The organism is Nisaea denitrificans DSM 18348 (assembly GCF_000426505.1).
GTDB classification, from domain to species: domain Bacteria; phylum Pseudomonadota; class Alphaproteobacteria; order Thalassobaculales; family Thalassobaculaceae; genus Nisaea; species Nisaea denitrificans.
Window position 1 is genome coordinate 1,905,099 of record NZ_AUFM01000011.1, and the last position, 19,044, is coordinate 1,924,142.

At 62.3% G+C, this 19,044-nt stretch carries 17 protein-coding genes; 5 read left to right on the forward strand and 12 right to left on the reverse strand.

Features of this window, described 5'->3' with window-relative positions; all coding sequences use genetic code 11:
• Window positions 1–69 precede the first annotated feature (69 nt).
• The 3 genes from K328_RS0109955 to K328_RS23345 are packed head-to-tail and all read right to left on the reverse strand — an operon-like array spanning window position 70 to window position 3,548.
• Entirely contained in the window at window positions 70–1,515 is a 1,446-nt protein-coding gene (locus K328_RS0109955) for a DUF294 nucleotidyltransferase-like domain-containing protein (protein WP_036553304.1), read from the reverse strand.
• Between the two features lie 8 nt (window positions 1,516–1,523).
• On the reverse strand, window positions 1,524–2,861 hold the full coding sequence (locus tag K328_RS25760; protein WP_028465861.1) for a 3'-5' exonuclease: 1,338 nt from the start codon (window positions 2,859–2,861) through the stop codon (window positions 1,524–1,526).
• Window positions 2,862–2,918: 57 nt separating this feature from the next.
• Window positions 2,919–3,548, reverse strand: a complete 630-nt coding sequence (locus tag K328_RS23345) for an esterase (protein ID WP_156901219.1) — start codon at window positions 3,546–3,548, stop codon at window positions 2,919–2,921.
• 210 nt (window positions 3,549–3,758) lie between these two features.
• Here K328_RS23345 and K328_RS0109970 point away from each other — a divergent pair, with 210 nt between their 5' ends.
• The 3 genes from K328_RS0109970 (at window position 3,759) to K328_RS0109980 (ending at window position 6,399) form a co-directional block, all read left to right on the forward strand.
• A complete protein-coding gene (locus K328_RS0109970; RefSeq protein WP_028465862.1) occupies window positions 3,759–4,034 on the forward strand; it encodes a DUF4212 domain-containing protein in 276 nt (91 codons plus the stop codon).
• Window positions 4,035–4,046: 12 nt separating this feature from the next.
• Window positions 4,047–5,861 (forward strand): sodium:solute symporter family protein, encoded by a 1,815-nt coding sequence (locus K328_RS0109975; protein WP_028465863.1) that lies wholly within the window; start codon window positions 4,047–4,049, stop codon window positions 5,859–5,861.
• Between the two features lie 166 nt (window positions 5,862–6,027).
• Window positions 6,028–6,399 carry a YggT family protein gene (locus tag K328_RS0109980; protein WP_205620605.1) on the forward strand — a complete coding sequence of 124 codons (372 nt, stop codon included), beginning with the start codon at window positions 6,028–6,030 and terminating at the stop codon, window positions 6,397–6,399.
• A gap of 154 nt (window positions 6,400–6,553) precedes the next feature.
• Here K328_RS0109980 and K328_RS0109985 read toward each other — a convergent pair whose 3' ends face one another.
• The 4 genes from K328_RS0109985 to K328_RS0110000 are packed head-to-tail and all read right to left on the reverse strand — an operon-like array spanning window position 6,554 to window position 10,155.
• Window positions 6,554–7,441 (reverse strand): HpcH/HpaI aldolase/citrate lyase family protein, encoded by an 888-nt coding sequence (locus K328_RS0109985; protein WP_028465865.1) that lies wholly within the window; start codon window positions 7,439–7,441, stop codon window positions 6,554–6,556.
• 1 nt (window position 7,442) lies between these two features.
• Window positions 7,443–8,672: a CaiB/BaiF CoA transferase family protein gene (locus tag K328_RS23350; RefSeq protein ID WP_036553305.1), complete on the reverse strand. Its 1,230-nt coding sequence runs from the start codon at window positions 8,670–8,672 to the stop codon at window positions 7,443–7,445.
• A complete protein-coding gene (locus tag K328_RS0109995) occupies window positions 8,669–9,751 on the reverse strand; it encodes a threonine aldolase family protein (protein ID WP_028465866.1) in 1,083 nt (360 codons plus the stop codon). Before K328_RS0109995 ends, K328_RS23350 begins: the two co-directional genes overlap by 4 nt.
• Entirely contained in the window at window positions 9,748–10,155 is a 408-nt protein-coding gene (locus tag K328_RS0110000; RefSeq protein ID WP_028465867.1) for a hypothetical protein, read from the reverse strand. The genes K328_RS0109995 and K328_RS0110000 overlap by 4 nt, the downstream gene beginning before the upstream one ends.
• Between K328_RS0110000 and K328_RS0110005 the strand changes: the two genes are divergently transcribed.
• On the forward strand, window positions 10,154–11,146 hold the full coding sequence (locus K328_RS0110005) for an RluA family pseudouridine synthase (protein WP_051284703.1): 993 nt from the start codon (window positions 10,154–10,156) through the stop codon (window positions 11,144–11,146). The genes K328_RS0110000 and K328_RS0110005 overlap by 2 nt on opposite strands.
• A gap of 166 nt (window positions 11,147–11,312) precedes the next feature.
• Window positions 11,313–12,200 carry an RNA polymerase sigma factor RpoH gene (gene rpoH / locus K328_RS0110010; protein ID WP_028465869.1) on the forward strand — a complete coding sequence of 296 codons (888 nt, stop codon included), beginning with the start codon at window positions 11,313–11,315 and terminating at the stop codon, window positions 12,198–12,200.
• A gap of 20 nt (window positions 12,201–12,220) precedes the next feature.
• On the opposite strand, the gene K328_RS23355 is transcribed toward rpoH, so the two are convergent.
• The 5 genes from K328_RS23355 to K328_RS0110035 form a co-directional block, all read right to left on the reverse strand.
• Window positions 12,221–12,715 carry a hypothetical protein gene (locus K328_RS23355; protein WP_051284704.1) on the reverse strand — a complete coding sequence of 165 codons (495 nt, stop codon included), beginning with the start codon at window positions 12,713–12,715 and terminating at the stop codon, window positions 12,221–12,223.
• 63 nt (window positions 12,716–12,778) lie between these two features.
• Window positions 12,779–14,776: a hypothetical protein gene (locus K328_RS0110020; RefSeq protein WP_028465870.1), complete on the reverse strand. Its 1,998-nt coding sequence runs from the start codon at window positions 14,774–14,776 to the stop codon at window positions 12,779–12,781.
• 229 nt (window positions 14,777–15,005) lie between these two features.
• Window positions 15,006–16,298 (reverse strand): adenylosuccinate synthase, encoded by a 1,293-nt coding sequence (locus K328_RS0110025; protein ID WP_028465871.1) that lies wholly within the window; start codon window positions 16,296–16,298, stop codon window positions 15,006–15,008.
• 52 nt (window positions 16,299–16,350) lie between these two features.
• Window positions 16,351–17,511 carry an ATP phosphoribosyltransferase regulatory subunit gene (locus K328_RS0110030; RefSeq protein WP_051284705.1) on the reverse strand — a complete coding sequence of 387 codons (1,161 nt, stop codon included), beginning with the start codon at window positions 17,509–17,511 and terminating at the stop codon, window positions 16,351–16,353.
• Between the two features lie 176 nt (window positions 17,512–17,687).
• Entirely contained in the window at window positions 17,688–18,884 is a 1,197-nt protein-coding gene (locus tag K328_RS0110035; protein ID WP_084608194.1) for an MFS transporter, read from the reverse strand.
• Between the last annotated feature and the right edge of the window lie 160 nt (window positions 18,885–19,044).

Genomic DNA, 19,044 nt, shown 5'->3' on the forward strand with positions numbered 1-19,044 from the left:
TAAAGAAGGCCCGGGTGACTTATCGGAGAATGGCGATGAAAAGGGAGGGCCTGCCGCGTGGCTCTTTCTCTACCGGGCAACGGCCCCCTCGACCATTGGCTGGATGATATCCACCATCGTCAAATGCGCGCGCAGAGCCCGGCGTTCCCGACGATCCAGAATAGACGGATCGATTTTTGACGACGGCTCGAGCCCGGCGACGCTATCAGCCAGTTGCTGGCGCAGGATTGCGGCCATGAAAACCTCCAGCGCCTCCGTCACGGCCACGGCGTCTCCGGCGGAGATCAGTTTCCGCTCTCTCAGTTTCCGGAATCTCTCGAAAGTCGAAGTCGCCTCGATCCCGTGCCGCAGGGCGAGCACCCGGGCCGCGGAGACCAGCGGCAGGAGCCCGCCCAGTTTCAGATCCACCCGGCCATCCTGAAGCTGGAACCCACAGGTAAGGCCGAACCAGTCCCAGGAAAGCGGCGGGCGGAAGGCGCCGATGTGCTGGACCAGATTGCCGAGGAACACGACCTCTTGCCTCGCCGCCGCGATGGCATCGCGGCGGAGCGCGGCCGCAAGTCCCGCCTCTCCCAGCACCGGCGCGAAGTCGAAGAAGATATCGACATTCATCAGGTTCTCGCCCCTGCCCCTCCCGATCCACTCCCCGACCCGCTGGCGCCAGTCTTCCGGTGTGCCGCGCCAGAGCGGGTTGGAGACCATCACCCCGCCGTTGCAATACGGAATTCCGGCGGCATCCAGAATGTCCGTCAGACGCGTGCCCCACTCCGCGAACCAGGCATCGTGCTCCGGGGTGCCGTCGAAGATCACCGCATTGTCCTGATCCGGCGCCAGCAGGCTCTCCCCGCGGCCGCCACTGCCCAGCACAAGCAGGGTGAAGGGCACAGGAGGCGGGCCGAGACCGGATCGCTCCATCGATTCAAGCGCCAGCACACCGGCGCGCTCTGTCGAGTCCCGCATCGCGGCACTGATGGCCCCCGCCACCGTCGCCGCGCCCGACCCGTCCTGCAACAGCGCACTGGCGAGGGCAGGCAGGCGGGCGCGGGCCGCGGCGATGGCGGCACTGTCCGGCGCGGACTCGATGGCATCGCCGAGAGCAAAGGCCGCTGTGTTCCGGGTCTTCAGGATGGTCCGGAGCGAGACGACACCGATGATCTTTCCGTCCGGATCGGTGACCGCCAGGTGCCGGATCCCAAGCCGTTCCATCCGGCCGAGCGCCTTGTAGACCAGCGCGTCCGCAGGCAATGACACGACCGGGAATGACATGACATTGCGCACCGAACTGCCGCCGTCCTCTCCCATGGCGATCCGGCGCATGATGTCGCGCTCGGTCAGAATGCCGACATGCGTACCGCCCCCATCGCGCACCAGGATCGAGCCGACATTTCGCGACGCCATGGCCGCCGCAGCCTGGGCGAGCGTGGCCCCCACGTCGATATCCAGCGGTTCCCAGGTCAGCACATCGCTCAATCGGTGCCGGTAGGGGTAGCTGTCGAATGCCGGGCTCGCGTCCATCTGCACTCCTATTCCCGGCCCCAGGGAGGCGGTGTCGCAGTCTGACGGGCGGAGTCGAAATCCACAACGGAATGCTCCCGCAGGGACGGCAGCATGGCATTGAAAAGCTCGGCGGTTACAATCGCATCGCCAAGCGCCGTATGTCGTCCGAAGACGCTGAGGCCCAGAGCCTCCGCCGCGCTGTCGAGCCCGATCCGCTGATCGGGCGCAATCAGCCGGAACAATGCCATGGTGTCGAGAGCGGGCACGTCGAAGTCCGGCAGATCGTGCCGCCGGGCCTCCGCCGACAGCACCGCAAGGTCGAAGCCGATCTGGTGACCGATGATAACGCATCCATCGACGAAATCGGCCAGCGCCTGCCAAAGTTCCGGCAAGGGTGGCGCATCGGCGACCAACTCGTCCGAGATGCCGTGGACGCTGAAGGAACGCTCCGGGATTGGTATGCCAGGCCGGACCAGAAGATCGAGGCCGGCGGCGGTAAAAACATGACCGTCCTGCACCCGCACCGCCCCGATGGAGACGATCCTGTCGTGCGCTGCGTCCAGCCCCGTCGTCTCCAGATCAAGGCTGACAAGCGGCAGCGCGCCGAGCGGTGTGCCCGGCAGGCAGGGCTGCGGCCGTGGCGGGAGCGCCACCGCACCAAGACCGAGATCCATCGCGGTCTGTTCCGGCTCCACCTCTCCCGCCGGAGCCATGAAGGAAATCACGCCGCCGTCCGCCATGGCCGCGACCTGTGCCTCCACCGGCGCGCCTTCGGTGTCCGAGAGGGTGAACTCAACCGGCCGTCTGATCTCTCGTGCCCGCGCCAGCGCCGTCTCCAGCCTCCCGTGATCGACAATTGTAAAGATACTGTGGCCAGGCCCGGTGCCGTAATCGCCAAGACGGCGCCGGGCCGCTGCGTTCGAAAGCGACACAAGGCCCGCCCCCGTGAAAACGATCACCGCGCTCGGGATGCCTGCAAGCACCCCGGCGATCCAGGCCCCTTCGGAGCCATGCCGCTCCCGCCGGATAAACGCCCGTTCGATGGTCTGGGACAGGCCCGCGATCTCCCCGGGGCCCCCGGTGAACTGGCGCCAGCGTGCGGGCAACCGGCCAGTTGTGGCGGCGAGGTCGAGATCTTCCTTCATCCGGTCGAGATCGCCGATATGAGCGGCAATGATGCCATAGACGGCATAGGCCAGCAGGCTCGCGATGCCCGCTCCCGCCGCCGGCAGGATCAGCATCGACCAGTCCGTCCCGCCGTCCGGCATCCAGACCCGCAGCGCAATAGCGCAGAGCATTGCGACAAGCACAACCGGAACTGCCGCAAGCAGGAGTGCATGCGTGCGCCGGGTACGATAGCGCATGATAATGGCGCGCCGGAGAGGTGAGTCTTCCTGACTTGGGGTGCCCGGCATCAGCCGCTAGTCGCCCGTGGCAGAAGCGGCGGCAGAGGCGCCTGCGGTAGCGGTGGCGGGGCCGAAATCCTGCAACACGGCCTCCGCCCGCAATAGCGACGCCACCCGCTCGCGGACATCCTTCCACTTGAAGCGGATGGAATTGCGGACGATCCGCTCATCCAGCACCTTCAACTCGTCCGATATCGGCGCCCAGTGAACCAACGCATCGGCACTTCCCATGAAGGCCGTGTCCGCGTCCGGCCGGGTGGCCAGCAGCCGACTTTCCGCGCGTTCCACCTCTTCTTCCCAGTCCGGTCCGGCCCCCTCCGGCTCCGGATAATCGGCAAGCGCTCCCCGGAACAGGGCAAGCGCCAGCCGCGCCTCCGTCTCCCGGTCCCCGCCTTCGCACACTGACGCTGCAACAAACCCGGCCAGATCCGCAGTGCAGGCAAGAAAAACCTGCCACTTCGCAATATTTAAGGATTGCACAAACAGGTCTTCGTCAAACAGAGCCGTGTATCGGGTGCCAGCACGGGTACGAACATAGCCATAAAGTGTTGTCTGGGCGACAAAAGCAGATCTTGTACTAACGAACTCCGTAGCCGATTCGACTGTATCGAGCGGATTTTCCTTCCAGCGCGTTGAGAACGGCATAAAGAGCCGAACCTTGCGCCAAAAACCGCTTAAAAGACCATGAAACATAACAATTTTCCGAGTTTCATCGAGTTCCTGAGTCGCCAATGGGTTTCATAAATCTATAGCTGAAACCCTTAATCCATTATAGACTAAGGTCATTGCGCGCTGAGCGCGATACACAAAATCGCCACACAACAAAAGGCGATGGGCAAGAAAGGGGGGTGAGTCATGGCTACAGCCGACTCCAATCACGAAGCCCACTGGCAGCGCACCAAAGGGCTGACTATTACAGTACTCGTTATCTGGTTTATCTTTGCTTTCGTCGTGCATTGGTTTGCACCGCAACTCAATGAATTCTCCATTCTCGGGTTCCCGCTCGGCTTCTACATGGCCGGACAGGGTTCCCTGTTTGCGTTCGTCGTCATCATCTTCTGGTTCGCAAGAGCCCAGAACAGGATCGACGAGGAATTCGGCGTTGCCGAAGACGCAGACGATGACGAGTAGAGGAGACCGGACATGAAGGGTGATTTCATCCAAAATCTGGGGAAGATCTACGGCCTCTATACAGGCGGGTTCCTCCTCTTCATCATTTTGATGGCCATACTCGAGCAGGCCGGTGTCAGTCCAGACACGATCGGCTATCTGTTCGTCGGCTTCACAATCGGTATTTATGCCCTGATCGGCGTGCTGTCGCGCACCATGGCGACTGATCAGTACTATGTCGCGGGCCGGCAGGTACCAGCACTCTATAACGGCATGGCGACGGCGGCGGACTGGATGTCTGGAGCCTCCTTCGTCGCGATGGCGGGCGGTATCTATTTCGGCGGTTACGGCTACATGGCCTTCCTGGTCGGCTGGACCGGCGGTTATGTGCTCGTCGCCTCGCTGATGGCGCCATATCTGCGCAAGTTCGGCTGCTACACCGTGCCGGACTTCATCGGCACACGCTACGGCGGTAACTTCGCCCGGCTCTGTGCGGTGATCGTCCTTGTAGTCGCGTCCTTCACCTACGTGACGGCGCAGATCAATGCCACCGGCACGGTTGCGGCGCGCGCCCTGCAGATCCCGTTCGGGGTCGGCGTCTGGTTCGGGCTTGCCGGTATCCTCGTCTGCTCCATGCTTGGGGGCATGCGGGCGGTGACTTGGACCCAGGTGGCTCAGTACATCGTGCTGATCATCGCCTATGTCGTCCCGGTCGTCTGGATGTCGAACAAGAGTGGCTTCGGGCTGATCCCGCAGCTCTCCTACGGCGACGCCGTCCAGCGCGTGCAGGAACTCGAAGCCCTGCATCAGGTTGGCGTACTGAAACCGACGGAAACCTTTGCCGGACTTTCGGCATTGGTGAACCCGATCAACGCGCCGGGCGAAACCTTCATGGACAAATGGAAGTTCGCTACCCTGGTACTCTGCATGATGTGCGGAACGGCATCCCTGCCGCACGTGCTCATGCGTTACTTCACGACGCCGTCCGTGCGCGCCGCACGGATCTCGGTGGGCTGGTCGATCCTGTTCATCTTCTTCCTCTACTTCACGGCCCCGGCTCTGGCGACTTTCACCAAGCTGTCCCTGCTTGATCCAAACCTTGCAACCGGCATCATCGGCAAGAGCATTACCGAGGTAAACGCGCTGGAATGGATCCAGAAATGGGCGGCGGTCGATTTCCTCCAGGTGTCCGACTCCAACGGGGACGGGATATTACAGATCAACGAGCTCTTCATGCGCTCCGGCATCGTCGTGCTGGCAACGCCTGAAATCGCCGGTCTGCCCTATGTGATCTCCGGTCTGGTGGCCGCCGGTGGTATGGCTGCGGCCATGTCGACGGCGGACGGGCTGCTGCTCGCCATCGCCAACGCCCTCAGTCACGATCTGTACTACAAGATCATCGACCCGCAGGCGGAGACCAAGACACGGCTCATCGTGGCCCGTATCCTCCTCCTTGGCGTCGGCGCAGCCGGAGCGTTCGTGGCCAGCCTGAAGCTGACCTCGATCCTCGGGGCGGTGGCCTGGGCATTCGACTTCGCCTGCTCCGGGCTGTTTTTCCCGCTGGTACTGGGGATCTGGTGGAAACGGGCGAACAGGCAGGGGGCGATCGCCGGCATGATCGGCGGCTTCGTCTCCGGTTCGGCCTACCTCTACTACGTCCACTTTGCCGGCGGTGAGCCGTGGATGGGTATCGACCATCTCCGGTTCGGCATCATCGGCATGCCGGTCAGCCTGATTGCCATGATCGTGGTCAGTCTGATGACGGAAGAGCCGGACGAGGAAACGCAAGCCATGGTCGACGCGGTGCGCACCCCGCGCGGCGGCACGGTCCTCGCCAGCAATCACTAGACGGAACATCTCTACTCCGGGACGGCGGCAAATCCGTCCCGGCGAGACTTGAAGATAAATCCGGGACGCGGCTAAGCTTCGTCCCGGATTTTTTTCTGCCCGCCTCGCCGGATCGAAGGCTGCGGGCCAATCAATCAAGAAACCAGCGTCAGGAGGAACCGCCCCCATGGACATGCCAACGGATATCGGCGCCTTCCCCCTCTGGGTGATTATCACCGATTATGTGCTGGGCACGGTGATGTGGACCCTGTTCGGTCGCTTCGCCATGTCGATCTTCCTGCCCGAAGACAGCAATTTCTTCTTCATGCGCTTTTTCGTCCGCGTGACCGATCCGATCCTCCGCGTCTTCAAACCAGTAACGCCAAGCTTCCTGCTGCCCTGGCTGCATCCGGTCTATGTCGCCTGGTTCTTCTTCATGATCCGCTTCTACCTGATGCCCTGGCTACTCGGGTACAGCGTCATGGGCATGCTGTCCTTCCCGCTGGAAAGCGAAGTGTCCTTCATGATCTACGATCTGTTCGGGAAGGTTTTGAAATAGGGCGAGTCCACCCTCCTCCTCAATAACCTTCATCCCGCCCATCGGTCGTCATCCCGACCGGAGAGCCGAGACCCAGGCGATCATGGACTGTGCTCTCCTTCCCTGGGTCCCCGCTTACGCGGGAATGACGTTGATGGGGGCGTCGGGAACGTCCTTAGCTCTTCCCCGCGATCCTGTCCCGCAGCACCAGCACCCGCCGTGCCCGGTCGACCACCGGGACGTCGATCATCTTGCCGCGGAAACTGACGGCGCCGAGACCTTCGGCCATGGCGGCGTCATAGGCGGCGACCATGGCGTCTGCCGTCTCCACTTCTTCGGCGGTCGGGCTGAACACCTCGTTCAGGATCGGCACCTGGGCCGGGTGGACGCAGGAGCCACCTTCCATGCCCAGCGCACGGGCGCGCTGGGCGCTGGCCCGAAACGCCTCCATGTCGGTGATCTCGGCGATGGAGCCGGCATAACCGAGCGGCAGGATGTCCGCCTCGCGGGCGGCGCGCTGGACGAGGCGCATGTCCTCGATCAGATCCCCCGGGCCAAGGGATGGCATACCGAGGGCGGCGGAATAGTCTTCCTGACCGAGGGACAGGCCCATCAGGCGCGGGCTGGCCTTGGCGATCTCGCGTACGTTATTCAGGCCACGCGGGGTTTCGATCAGGCCCATGAAACGGATGGAGCCAACCGCCATGTCGCGCTCGCGCTCCAGCTCCTCCACCGTCTCGTCGATAAAAGCGAGATGATCGGCCGATTCCAGTTTCGGCAGGCACAGGCCGGAGACCTCCGGCCAGATTGCGGCTTCCAGATCCAGCACAGACATGCGCCAGGGCCGGTTGATGCGGACCAGCACTTCCGTGCCCGCGTCTGAGATCAGCCGGGCTGAATCGCGCACGGCCGCCCGGGCCGCGGGTTTCTCCGCTGGCGGGATGCTGTCCTCAAGGTCGAGCTTGATGACATCCGCGCCGCGCGCCGAAGCCTTCTCGACAAAGCGCTGGTTCGTGACGGGCACATAGAGCAACGAGCGCCAGAGCGGCAGTGTTCCGGCCATATCAGATCACTCCCGCGTCGGTCAGTTTCGCCTGTTCGGCCGGATCGAGACCAAGCGCACCCCAAATCTCTTCATTGTGCTGGCCAAGCTCCGGCGCCGGACTGCGCACACCGCCCGGCGTGTCGGACATACGCGGGATAACAGCATGCATCGGCAAGGCGCCGATTTCCGCGTCCGGGAAACTCTCGACCACGCCACGACCTTCCATGTAATCGTCATCCGCAAGCTGGGCGACATCGGCGACGGGGCCGACCGTCACGCCTGCTTCCTCGAAGATGGCGAGGCATTCGGCCTGGGTCCGTTCGCCCATATAGTCGGCGATGATCGGGTCCAGAATGTCGTTGTTTTTCACCCGGTCGGAATTGGTCTTGAAGCGCGGATCGTCATTCAGCTCCGGCCGTCCGATGGTGCGGAACAGCCTTTCCGCCATGGCCTGGATGGAGCCGGAAAGCGCCACGTATTTGCCGTCCTTGCATCGGTAGGTATTGCGCGGGGCGGTCAGGTTGGAGCGGCTGCCAGTACGTTCCGGCACCTTGCCGCTGAGCGCGTAGTTTGCCGCCTCCGGGCCGAGGATGGCGTGGATCGGCTCGAACAGGGAGAGATCGATGCTCTGGCCCTTACCGCCCGACACCTCGACATTCCTGAGCGCCACCATGACCGAAAAGGCGCCATAGAGCCCGGCGATCATGTCCGCCAAAGCCAGCGGCGGTAGCACGGGCGGCCGGTCGCCGAAACCGTTCAGCGCTGCAAACCCGCTCATCGCCTCGACCAGCGAGCCGAAACCGGGCTTGTGCTTCCATGGGCCGGTCTGCCCCCAGCCGGAGACGCGAACCAGTGTCAGCTTCGGGTTCAGCCCCTGCAAAACGTCAGGCCCGAGACCCCATTCCTCCAGGGTTCCCGGCTTGAAGTTCTCCACGATGGCATCGGCGGTTTCCACCAGCTTCAGAAACAGCGCCTTGCCTTCCGGCTTGCGCAAATCGAGGGTGATGCTCTTCTTGTTGCGGCAATAGACCTTCCAGTGCGTCGCCACACCCTCGGTTTTCCAATTCCGTAAGTCGTCGCCAAAGCCCGGCCGCTCGATCTTGATCACCTCGGCGCCGTAATCGGCCAGCACGTGCGTGACCATGTTCCCGGCGACCAGGCGAGAGAGATCAAGCACCCGCACGCCGTCCAGCGGCAGCGTGGCGTCGCTCTTGTAGTCATTCTCTGGATACCGTCCGGCGGTGCTCATGCGGCAGCCTCCCCGGCACCGGCACGGGCCGCAGCCAGGAAATGCTCGGTGTTGGCCTGGGTCGTATTGAACGCGGTGACGAGGCGAATACCCACACTGCCGTCATCCGCCTCGGCGAAGGCGTAATACTGGCATCCGGCGGAACGCAGGGCCTGATGCACCGGCCCCGATATCCGGGCAAAGATCTCGTTGCCTTCGACCACGTGAAGGAGCTCCACGCCAGACAGAGACGTGAGACCGTCCGCCAAGCGGCGGGCGGCATCGTTCGCGGTCCTGGCGTAGCGCAGCCAGTTGTCGTTCTCGAGATAAGCCGCGAGCTGGGCCGACAGAAATCGCATCTTGGAGAACAGATGTCCGCCGCGCTTGCGCCGGAACTCGAAATCCTTCGCCGCTTGCGGATCGAAGAAGATCACCGCTTCCGCCGCAAAGGCACCGTTCTTGGTGGCGCCGAAGGACAGCGCATCCACTCCGGCTTTCCATGTTGCCTCAGCGGGTGAGCAGCCGAGGCCAAGCATCGCATTGGTGAACCGGGCGCCGTCCATATGCAGCTTGAGGCCGTGTGCATGGGCGACATCGGCGATGGCCCGGATCTCGTCCAGACTGTAGGCCGTGCCCTTCTCCGTCAGCTGGGAGATGCTGACCGCCGCCGGCTTGGCGTGGTGCACCGCCGAGGCCGCGCTCGGATCGCCAAGCTTTTTCGCCAGCGTGTCGGCGGTGAATTTGCCGTTCTCACCTGCCAGCAAGGTCAGCTTGCCGCCGCCGATATAGAATTCAGGCGCGGCGCACTCGTCTTCCTCGATATGCGCGCCTTCGTGACAGAAGACCACGCCATAGGGCGGTGACAGCACCGACAGCGCCAGCGAATTCGCGGCCGTCCCGGTGGCGACCGGATGGGCAATCAGATCCGTTTCGAAAGTCTCGGCCAGCCGGTGACGGACAATCTCCGTCAGATCGTCATTGCCGTAAGGCATGGCGAAACCGGTCGAGGCATCCTGTAGCGCCGCCATGATTTCCGGCGCCGCGCCGGCGACGTTATCGCTGGCGAAATTGACGTTCCAGGCGTTGGGATTACTGCTCATTCTTTCATGTCCGGAGTAATATTGAAGACGCCCAGCTCCTTGCCGGTCGCCAGATCGTAGATCAGGAGGCGGACCTTCCTGTTCTGAAGGTTCATCCGCAGGATCATCCTGCCGTCATCAAGCTGGACCGCGCCGAGACGGGCACCATTCGGAATTGCCACATCGATCGTACCGAACCCGGTTGCGACCTGCCGCACTGTCGAGGCTATCGCGGGCGGTGAAGCAGGCGTAGCCACCGGCTTCTCATCACCGCCGCTCAGCCGGGTGGCGACCGTATAGGCGATCACACCGAGGCCGGAGAGGATCATCAGCCCCATCACCACAACGGCTATTTTCGCCGGCAGAAGCCAGCCCGGTTCAGCCCGCTTTTTGTTTTCATCGCTATCGGGTAGGTTCGCCGCCATGGATCCTGCTTCAGAAAATTTTCAAATAGAGATCGTGTCCGGCGATGCCGAGGCACGGGAAGAGAATGTCGACCGCGTCGACCGTTGGCTCGCCGGGCGCCTGGCTGAAATGCCGGACAGCCCGAACCTGTCCCGGAGTCGCTTGAAAAACCTCATCCTGGAAGGCCGCGTCAGCTGCGGAGACGGGACGATAACCGACCCCTCGGGAACGGTCAAACCGGGCCAGACCTACCGCGTCGATATTCCGCCGCCGGAACCGGCGGAGCCCGAAGCCGAAGAAATCCCGCTCTCGATAGTTTACGAGGATGACGATCTGATCGTCGTCAACAAGCAGGCCGGTCTCGTGGTGCATCCGGCGCCCGGCAGCTGGGACGGTACGCTCGTCAATGCCCTGCTCGCCCATTGCGGCGGCAGCCTCTCCGGGATAGGCGGGGTGAAACGGCCCGGCATCGTGCACCGGATCGACAAGGACACGAGCGGCCTGATGGTCGTGGCCAAGAGCGACGACGCGCATCAGGGTCTGGTGGTCCAGTTCGCCGCGCACACTATCGAGCGGCGCTACCGCGCCGTGGTGCGCGGGGTGCCGACGAAATCAGCGGACCGGATCGAGGGTCCGATAGGCCGCAGCCAGCGCAACCGGAAGAAAATGGCGGTCACGGCCAACGGCAAACCGGCGGTGACCCACTACAAAGTGCTGGAACGGTTTGGCATGAAGGCAGCGCTGGTCGAATGCCGGCTGGAAACCGGGCGGACCCACCAGATCAGGGTTCACATGGCTAATATCGGCCATGCGCTGATCGGCGATCCGCTTTACGGGCGGAGCAACAAGGCATCCGATCCGGAGGTCATCAGGGCTTTCACCCGGCAGGCTTTGCATGCGGCAGTACTTGGCTTCGAGCATCCTATAAGGCGTGAAATGCTTCGGTTCGAGAGCCCGCTACCGACCGATATGGAGCTGCTTCTGGCCGGATTACGCAATAATCCTGAATAAGTTATTTTCCGGTCATGTCCAATAGAACGTTAATTAGGCCTTAAAAAGTCCACATTCACACACAATATTAAAAACCACGGGGGGAGGAACTGGACGCAATGTATGTGCGTTCTCCCCTCTAGAGGCGATGATTTCAATAGTCGTCGAAAAGAATTGTAGGGGAACCATGGCACAAGCGACACAGCTCCCGACCATGTCGGTGGAAGGCAACCTGACCCGTTACCTTCAGGAGATTCGCAAGTTTCCAATGCTGAAGCCGGAAGAGGAATACATGCTCGCCAAAAGTTGGCGGGAGCATGACGATTCCGATGCTGCGCACAAACTCGTCACCAGCCACCTCCGGCTCGTCGCCAAGATCGCCATGGGCTATCGCGGCTACGGCCTGCCGGTCGCCGAGCTGATCTCCGAAGGCAATGTCGGCATGATGCAGGCAGTGAAGCGCTTCGATCCCGAGCGCGGCTTTCGTCTCGCCACCTATGCCATGTGGTGGATCCGCGCGGCCATTCAGGAATACATCCTGCATTCCTGGTCGCTGGTAAAAATCGGCACCACGGCGGCGCAGAAGAAGCTCTTCTTTAACCTGCGCAAGCTGAAAGGCCAGATGCAGGCCATCGAGGAAGGCGATCTCTCTCCGGAACGGGTGACGGCGATTGCCACGAAACTCGAAGTCCCGGAAAAGGACGTCGTCAATATGAACCGTCGGCTGGCCGCCCCGGACCATTCGCTGAATGCGCCTTTGCGCATTGATGGCGAAGGCGAGTGGCAGGACTGGCTGGTTGATGAGGGCGATAGCCAGGAAACGCAGCTCGCGGAAAGCGAGGAGCTGGACCAGCGGCGGCAGCTATTGTCCATCGGCATGGAAACCCTGAACGAGCGCGAGCGTCATATCCTGACGGAACGGCGATTGCAGGAAAACCCGACAACGCTCGAAGATCTCAGTCAGGTCTACAACATCAGCCGGGAACGGGTCCGGCAGATCGAGGTCAGGGCCTTCGAGAAGCTTCAGAAAGCAATGCGCAACGCTGCCATGGAGCAGCGTCTGGAAACGGTCTGAACAACACCACTGGCCGGGGCTTAACCGTCCCGGCCTTTTTCAGATTTGGCGTCCTGCGGCTCGCTATTGTCCAGGGCACCCGCAACACCCGGCCCCCATTCCTCGACAAGTTCTCTCTGACGGCGGCGCAGCCTGCCGATGCGCTGTTCGATGCGCATGGCAATCCCCATAGAGACAACGCCGGGCGCAAGCAGATAGATGCACCAGCCAAGCCCTGCAGCCCCCAGCATTGTCAGCCAGGCGAAGGGATCAGCCATGATCTCGAATGCCTTGGCGTAGGAATGGTCCTCCGACCAGAGTCGGGCGACGAACGGCAGCACACCGACGAAATTCATGCAACCAACGCAAAGCGTCGTGTATTTCTCCCGCCTCTGGTCAACCATCATGGCGGCGAAGGTCGGCAGCATGCCAAGCCCCAGAACCAGGACGGTCGGCAGCGTGAACAGCATCAGGCCGCCAACAATCGTGATGACAATAACCTTCAACGATGATGCGTTGGCCGATTTTGATGCCATCTCTGTTTCCGATTGCCCGTTTCGTTCCGCCCGCAACCCGGCGAGGATGCGGCAGAACGCAGTTTAAACCAAATAGAGGATCACGATAGCCGTCGTTCCCACACTGCCGACAACACCGGAGATCACGGCCGCCGCCTGCTCCCCGAGTTCCGCCGCCAGACTGTCCTTGTTCTGCAGATCGAGGTTCATCTGGGCAATCTGCACCGCACAATGGGCGAATTCCTGTTGCGCCCGCGCAAAGCCCTGCTGGTCCCGCTGCTGAGCCCTCTGATCATCGAAGATTTTCAGGATTTCGCCGAGTTGACCGCTCTCGGACGCCTTCATCATGCTGGTTTCGACAGCCGCCCGGGCCTTCAGATTGTGAAAACCGTTCACGGCCGGTTTCATCAGTTCGGTAAACCACTTGCAGAGCCCCGGCATGGGGCCGTTCCGCGACAGTGCCTGTATCCGGGCAAGCAGCCGCATGACATTCAGCGCATCGATCGCGGGCCGTTTGTCAGTGGCGTTGCCAAGCGGGCGCAACAGCCGGTCATCAATGTCGGGAGAGCGGGCACCAAGAAACGCTGCAAGATGCCGGTCCATTGGAATCGGAGGCCGGTTCTGGCCCTGAGCCACGGCCTCGAGTGACGGAACCACTTCTTCCGGATCGGTGACATAGAGATGCTCGATCATCGAGCTCATGCAGTGAATATCTTCATTCAGCTCGTACAGGACACGCTCGATCCCATAACCGGGTCCTGTGCTGTTCAGGAAAGTTGGCAATTTGTCGAATTTCGAGAACAGCTCGAGCAGGTCCTGCTTTGAGCGGGTCTGAACCGACATCCACGGTCCAACCGAACGGCTGCCGATGAAGCCGGCGATCATCTGACGGGTCGCATCGTCATTGAAATTCAACGCCAAGGTCGGGCCGACGCCGTCGATATGGCAGGAAAAGCCCTTGTGGCGGATTGGGGCGCTCGGATCGAGGCCAATGGCGACCCTGGTCACCAGGCGGGCGTCTTCCTCCTTCGGCGCGCTCTGAATTCCGGTCGCGCCACCGGTCACCTTGTTGACGGTTTCGACCACAGCCTCGTCGCCGAGTGAGCGCCGCAGCCAATTGTCGAAATCCTGGCCCCGGATCAGCTCCGCCGCTGTATTCCAGTTCCGCCCAATGGCATGTGCGACGGCCCGTACATTCTCGTATGTACCACCGCCGACCGTCAGTGGCCGTCCAGCCTTGGTCGGCAACTTCACCTGCTTCGGAGTGAGCCGGCGGCCACCGAGCCAGAGTTCGAGATCACGGATCGTCCAGCGTTCCCGCGGTTCATCCGTCAGCAGGCCACGTAACACTTCGACCATGTTCATCTGCAGTCTGGTGTTACCGACAAGGCAGGCATAGGACCCGAAATTGATACGGTCAAAAATCATTCGCTGCGGATCGCCTGCCTCCGGCATCATCCGGCCCGTAAGCAGGGAGAGCAAGGTCACACCAACCGAAAACAGATCGTCCAGCACACCGCCTTCGCCCCGGGCCGTGCGATCGGCCATGACACATTCCAGGCTTTCGCAACTGTCCGGCTGGTAAAGGCCGGGAGGGCCGCTGACGCATTCCCCAACCATGACGGAGCGGCGCGCGGGATCCGAATAGAACAGGTTGTCGGGCCGGATATTCCTGTGCGTGACGCCGCGCTGGGACATCTCACGCATGGTGGCGACAAGCGGCGTCAGGAAGCCCCGCGCCAACTGTTCGTCCGTGAAAGGCTCAATCGCCTGCGCCGGATCAGGAAAAAGGCGCTCACCGCGCGGCCGGTCGAGGATGAGGACAGGCATGCGCCGACCGGAGATGGTCCAGTTAACCACCCCATGATCGGTGATGCGCATCAGATTGTGTTTTGGAAAGCCTTTAAGCCCGTTGATGGTCTCGATCCGCAGCGGCACCTTCGGGTCGCAGACCAGCGCAAAAAACTCGGTTCCATTGCCCTCAGTGCAGGCATAGGCTTTCGCCGACGGTGAATCGAGGTCGGGCAAAGGTTGAGCGGGATCGATTTCAAACCGGTCGCTGAATTTGACTAGATCGGCCATACGCGGCAGGTCTCTTCTTCCTGACACAGGCCCCGACGCGGACGTATTTCCCGCACCAATTCCTGCATCCAGTCGAATTAATGGAACCTGACCGGCCGCACGGATCGACATGATCCCGACGGATCAGGCTCCAGAACCTATCCGGTTTCCCAATCTTTCGCTCCAAATGCAAGAAAAAGCATCCGGAGAAGACGAGTTAGCCGTCTGATTCTATAGTGTTCTGAGGCCTTCAGCCGCGAAACGGGTCATGCACCAGAATGGTGTCCTCACGCTCGGGACTCGTGGACAGAAGCGCGACCGGGGTTTCGATCAGCTCTTCCACATAGCGGATATACTTCACCGCATTTGCCGGAAGGTCGGCCCAGGACCGGGCCCCAAACGTGCTTTCGGACCAGCCGGGTACGGTGGTGTAGACCGGTTTGACCCGGGCCTGCTTGCCGGCGCCGGCAGGGAAGTAATCGAGGGTTTCACCATCCAGCTCGTAACCGACGCAGATTTTCAGCTCATCGAAACCGTCCAGCACGTCGAGCTTGGTCAGTGCGATACCGTCGACACCGGAGACCTTGAGAGCCTGCCGGACCATGACCGCATCGAACCAGCCGCAGCGGCGCTGCCGCCCAGTGACCGTGCCGAATTCCTTGCCGCGCTCGCCCAGCCGCTGGCCGTTCTCGTCCTGCAGTTCCGTCGGGAACGGACCGGAGCCGACACGAGTGGTGTAGGCCTTCACCAAGCCAAGCACATAACCGATATCGCGCGGGCCGAGCCCGGAGCCGGCAGACGCCTGCCCCGCCACCGTGTTGGAGGAGGTGACGAAAGGATAGGTGCCGTGATCGACATCGAGCATGACGCCCTGGGCACCCTCGAACAGGATGCGCTTGTCGGCGTCGACCGCCGCTTGCAGCTCGCGCCAGACCGGCTTTACGAACGGCAGCACCGTACCGGCGATCTCCGCCAGCAGGTCCAGCGTTTCCTGCGGGTCGATCAGCTCTTCGTCGGCGCCCTTCAGGAACACATTATGATGGGCGATAAGCGCACGCACGCGCTTCTCCAGAGTTTCCGGATCGGAAAGATCTGAAACCTTCACCGCACGGCGGGCGACCTTGTCTTCATAGGCCGGGCCGATGCCGCGCCCGGTGGTGCCAATCTTGCCCTCTGCGAGAACCGCTTCGCGGGCCTGGTCGATCCGGCGATGCACCGGCAGGATGAGAGAGGCATTGTCCGCGATCACCAGGTTGTCCGTGGTGATCTTCACCCCGGCCTTCCTCAGCGTCTCGATCTCGCTGGCAAGCGCCCACGGATCGACGACCACGCCGTTGCCGATAACGGAGAGCTTGCCCTCGCGGACGACGCCGGACGGCAGCAGGCTCAGCTTGTAGGTCTGATTGCCGATAACGAGCGTATGGCCGGCATTATGACCACCCTGGAAGCGCACGATCACGTCGGCGCGTTCCGAGAGCCAGTCGACGATCTTGCCTTTGCCTTCGTCGCCCCACTGGGCGCCGATCACCGTGACATTTTTCATGTGTCGTCTCGTCTTTCTTGAATTCCGGCCGCGCGATGCGGCACCGGCACAATCAGAGCGCCACCGGCGCTCCATCTTTAAGGATGTGAGTACAGCCGAGGCGGGACGCTTCTAGCGCCGGATCGGGGTCCTTGTCCAATGCTGCGATGGTAATCCAGCCCTGCTCCCGGAGCGCACGGGCCTGATCGACGGCAGTCCCGGACGGTAAATAAAGCCGTTCCGGACGCGTCGGGTCCGGCAGAGCCTGCAGCACCGTTTCCATGTAGAGCGTGAAACCGGTCGAGCCAATCCCGTCGCCGCCATCCACCTGATAGCGTCCGCCGCGCCCGAGCTCGCCGCGTACGCCGCGCGCGAACAGGCTGAAGCCGAAGCCGGTGTAATATTCGAAACCGCGATTCTCCACCGGATCGATGGTCATGGCGAGATCGGGCTCGATCTCCGCCACGCTCCGCGCGATGGCGGCAACACGGTCGATAGCGGCACGCGCCGCCTCTGGCAATTCAATATCCGACAACTCGCCAAGCGCGTCCTGCCAGGAGCCTGCGGCATCCATGAGCTGGGTCAAAACCGGCGCCAGATCCCCCGCCAGGCGGCGTACTTCCGCTGTATGTTTACGGTCGATGGCCATGCGCAGGGACCGCAACGTGTCCGCCGGCAGATCAGAGCCGGCCAGCAGGATAGGGATCACCCGAGGCGCCGTCAGATCGACGGAAAGATCGGTCACACCGATGGAACGCAGGGCTTCCACCGCCAGCAGAACCGGCTCCGCATCGGCCGCCACGCTGTCACCGCCAAGCAGCTCCGCGCCGACCTGCACCAGCTGGCGCTCCGGATTGAGTTGATTGGCCGAAACGCGCAGCACCTCGCCCGCATAGCAAAGTCGCAAGGGACGCGGCTCCTGCTTCAGACGGGTTGTCGCGATCCGGGCTATCTGCACGGTCATATCCGCGCGCACGCCCATCATCTTCTGCGAAACCGGGTCCATCAGACGGAAGGTGCTGTCGCTCATGGCGGCACCCGGCCCGGCGAAAAGCGATGTCTCGAACTCCACCAGCGGCGGCTTCACACGCTCGTAGCCATGCGACGCACAGCGGGCCAGCAATGCTTCGATTACGGCAGCCTCGTGCGCCGCATCAAGCGGCAGCACGTCACGAAGGCCTGCGGGAAGCAGGGCACGCTTGGTCAATTCGCTCTCGCTGTCGGGATGCGACACGCGGTCTCTCCGGATAAGAAGACTTGGAAATCGCCTTGTCCTAGCTGTTTTGGGCCGCTGCCGCAACCGGATGGTGCCCCCGGCCCCGCTCCGCGCGCACTTGCCGCCGGGTAATAAGTCGTCATGTGCCTGGCGATCGTCAGCGCCGGCGCCGTGCTGCCCATCATTCCGCCACCTCAGACCTTCCGGAATGACGCCGCCGCAACCACCATCATGACGATAAACATCAGCGCCGCGACAACGCCCAGCGCCACCGGTATGGAGAAAGCGGTCAGCACCCCGCTCGCGCAAATCACCCCGACCGCGTTCGAGGTACGCAACAGGGCAAACACTTCCGCGCGCTTATGCGGTGGAGCGAGCGTATCGAGGATAAGGGAGTAATACGTCCCCAGGGGCGCGAGGACACAGCCGATCATCACGGCCCCGATAATGGTTGCCGTGAGGGACAGCTGAAACGCGGCAAGCGTCGCCCCGGCAGCCATAAACGCCAACAAAAGCACCACTGTCCGGCGGGCAAGGGTGCGATTGTAAATGCTGATCAGGATCCCTCCGGTAACTGAAGACAGACACAGCGGGACCGTGAACATGATGGCGAGTGCGGGCTCGTACCCGAACTCGAGAGCGAGGGCGACAGCGCCGATCTCTATGGAGGCGACGGTGGCTCCACCGGCTGCCCCGCACATAAGCCATAAAGCAATCGCGGGAGTGAGCACCGACGTCTTGGCCGCCCGCACCTTCTCGCCGTGAACCGATTGGATATGCGGGATGAGCAAGGCAGGCACGGCGCCAAGAAGAGCCAGTGCCAGGATGGCAAAGACCGGCGAGATCGTCCCGAGTCCCGACGCGGCTACCGGCGCAAGAACGAACGTGACCTCGTTGAGTGTCGCCGAGATCCCCAGTGCCCGGGGTAGCCTTGTCGTCGATGTCAGGCTGTTGAGGATGGAGCGCAGATATCCGAAAGCCGCGCCATTCACCGACCCTGCAAGCGCCGCGAACACGAACAGCCAGATAAAGGGGACTCCATGCGCGGCCATGGTAGCCATCAGGATCAGGGCAAGCGTACGGATCACGACCAATATCTGCAGGAACCTTGCCGCCGGGAAGTTCCGGCCCAGGCGTGTGATCGGGACCGCACCGAGCACCTGGGCCAGTGTCATGGCGAGGATCAGTGCAGCGCCTCCGCTGGAATCACCGGTGAGGCTCAGGGTAAGCAGAGAAAATGCGACCGGAGATGCCGCCTGCGGAACGTTCAGGGTCGCAGACGAAATGAGCCACCGCAGCAATGCCAACCGGCCGGGAGGCCGACCGGAGCGAGAGGTTTCAGGGAGCGGGCGGCCGGAGCCGCCGGACTGGATATCGGTATGGTTTGTCATGGCAGGAGCTAAGCGCTGGTCAGTTTCAGCCCGATTGGCCGACCAGTTTCAGAAATGCCTGCGGGAACAAGATGTAGCCAAGCCATGGACGGCCCCTTCTTTCAAATGGGCCGGGCCGTTCCCGGACGTTTATTCCCAAGCTGGGGTAAGGACGTTACCT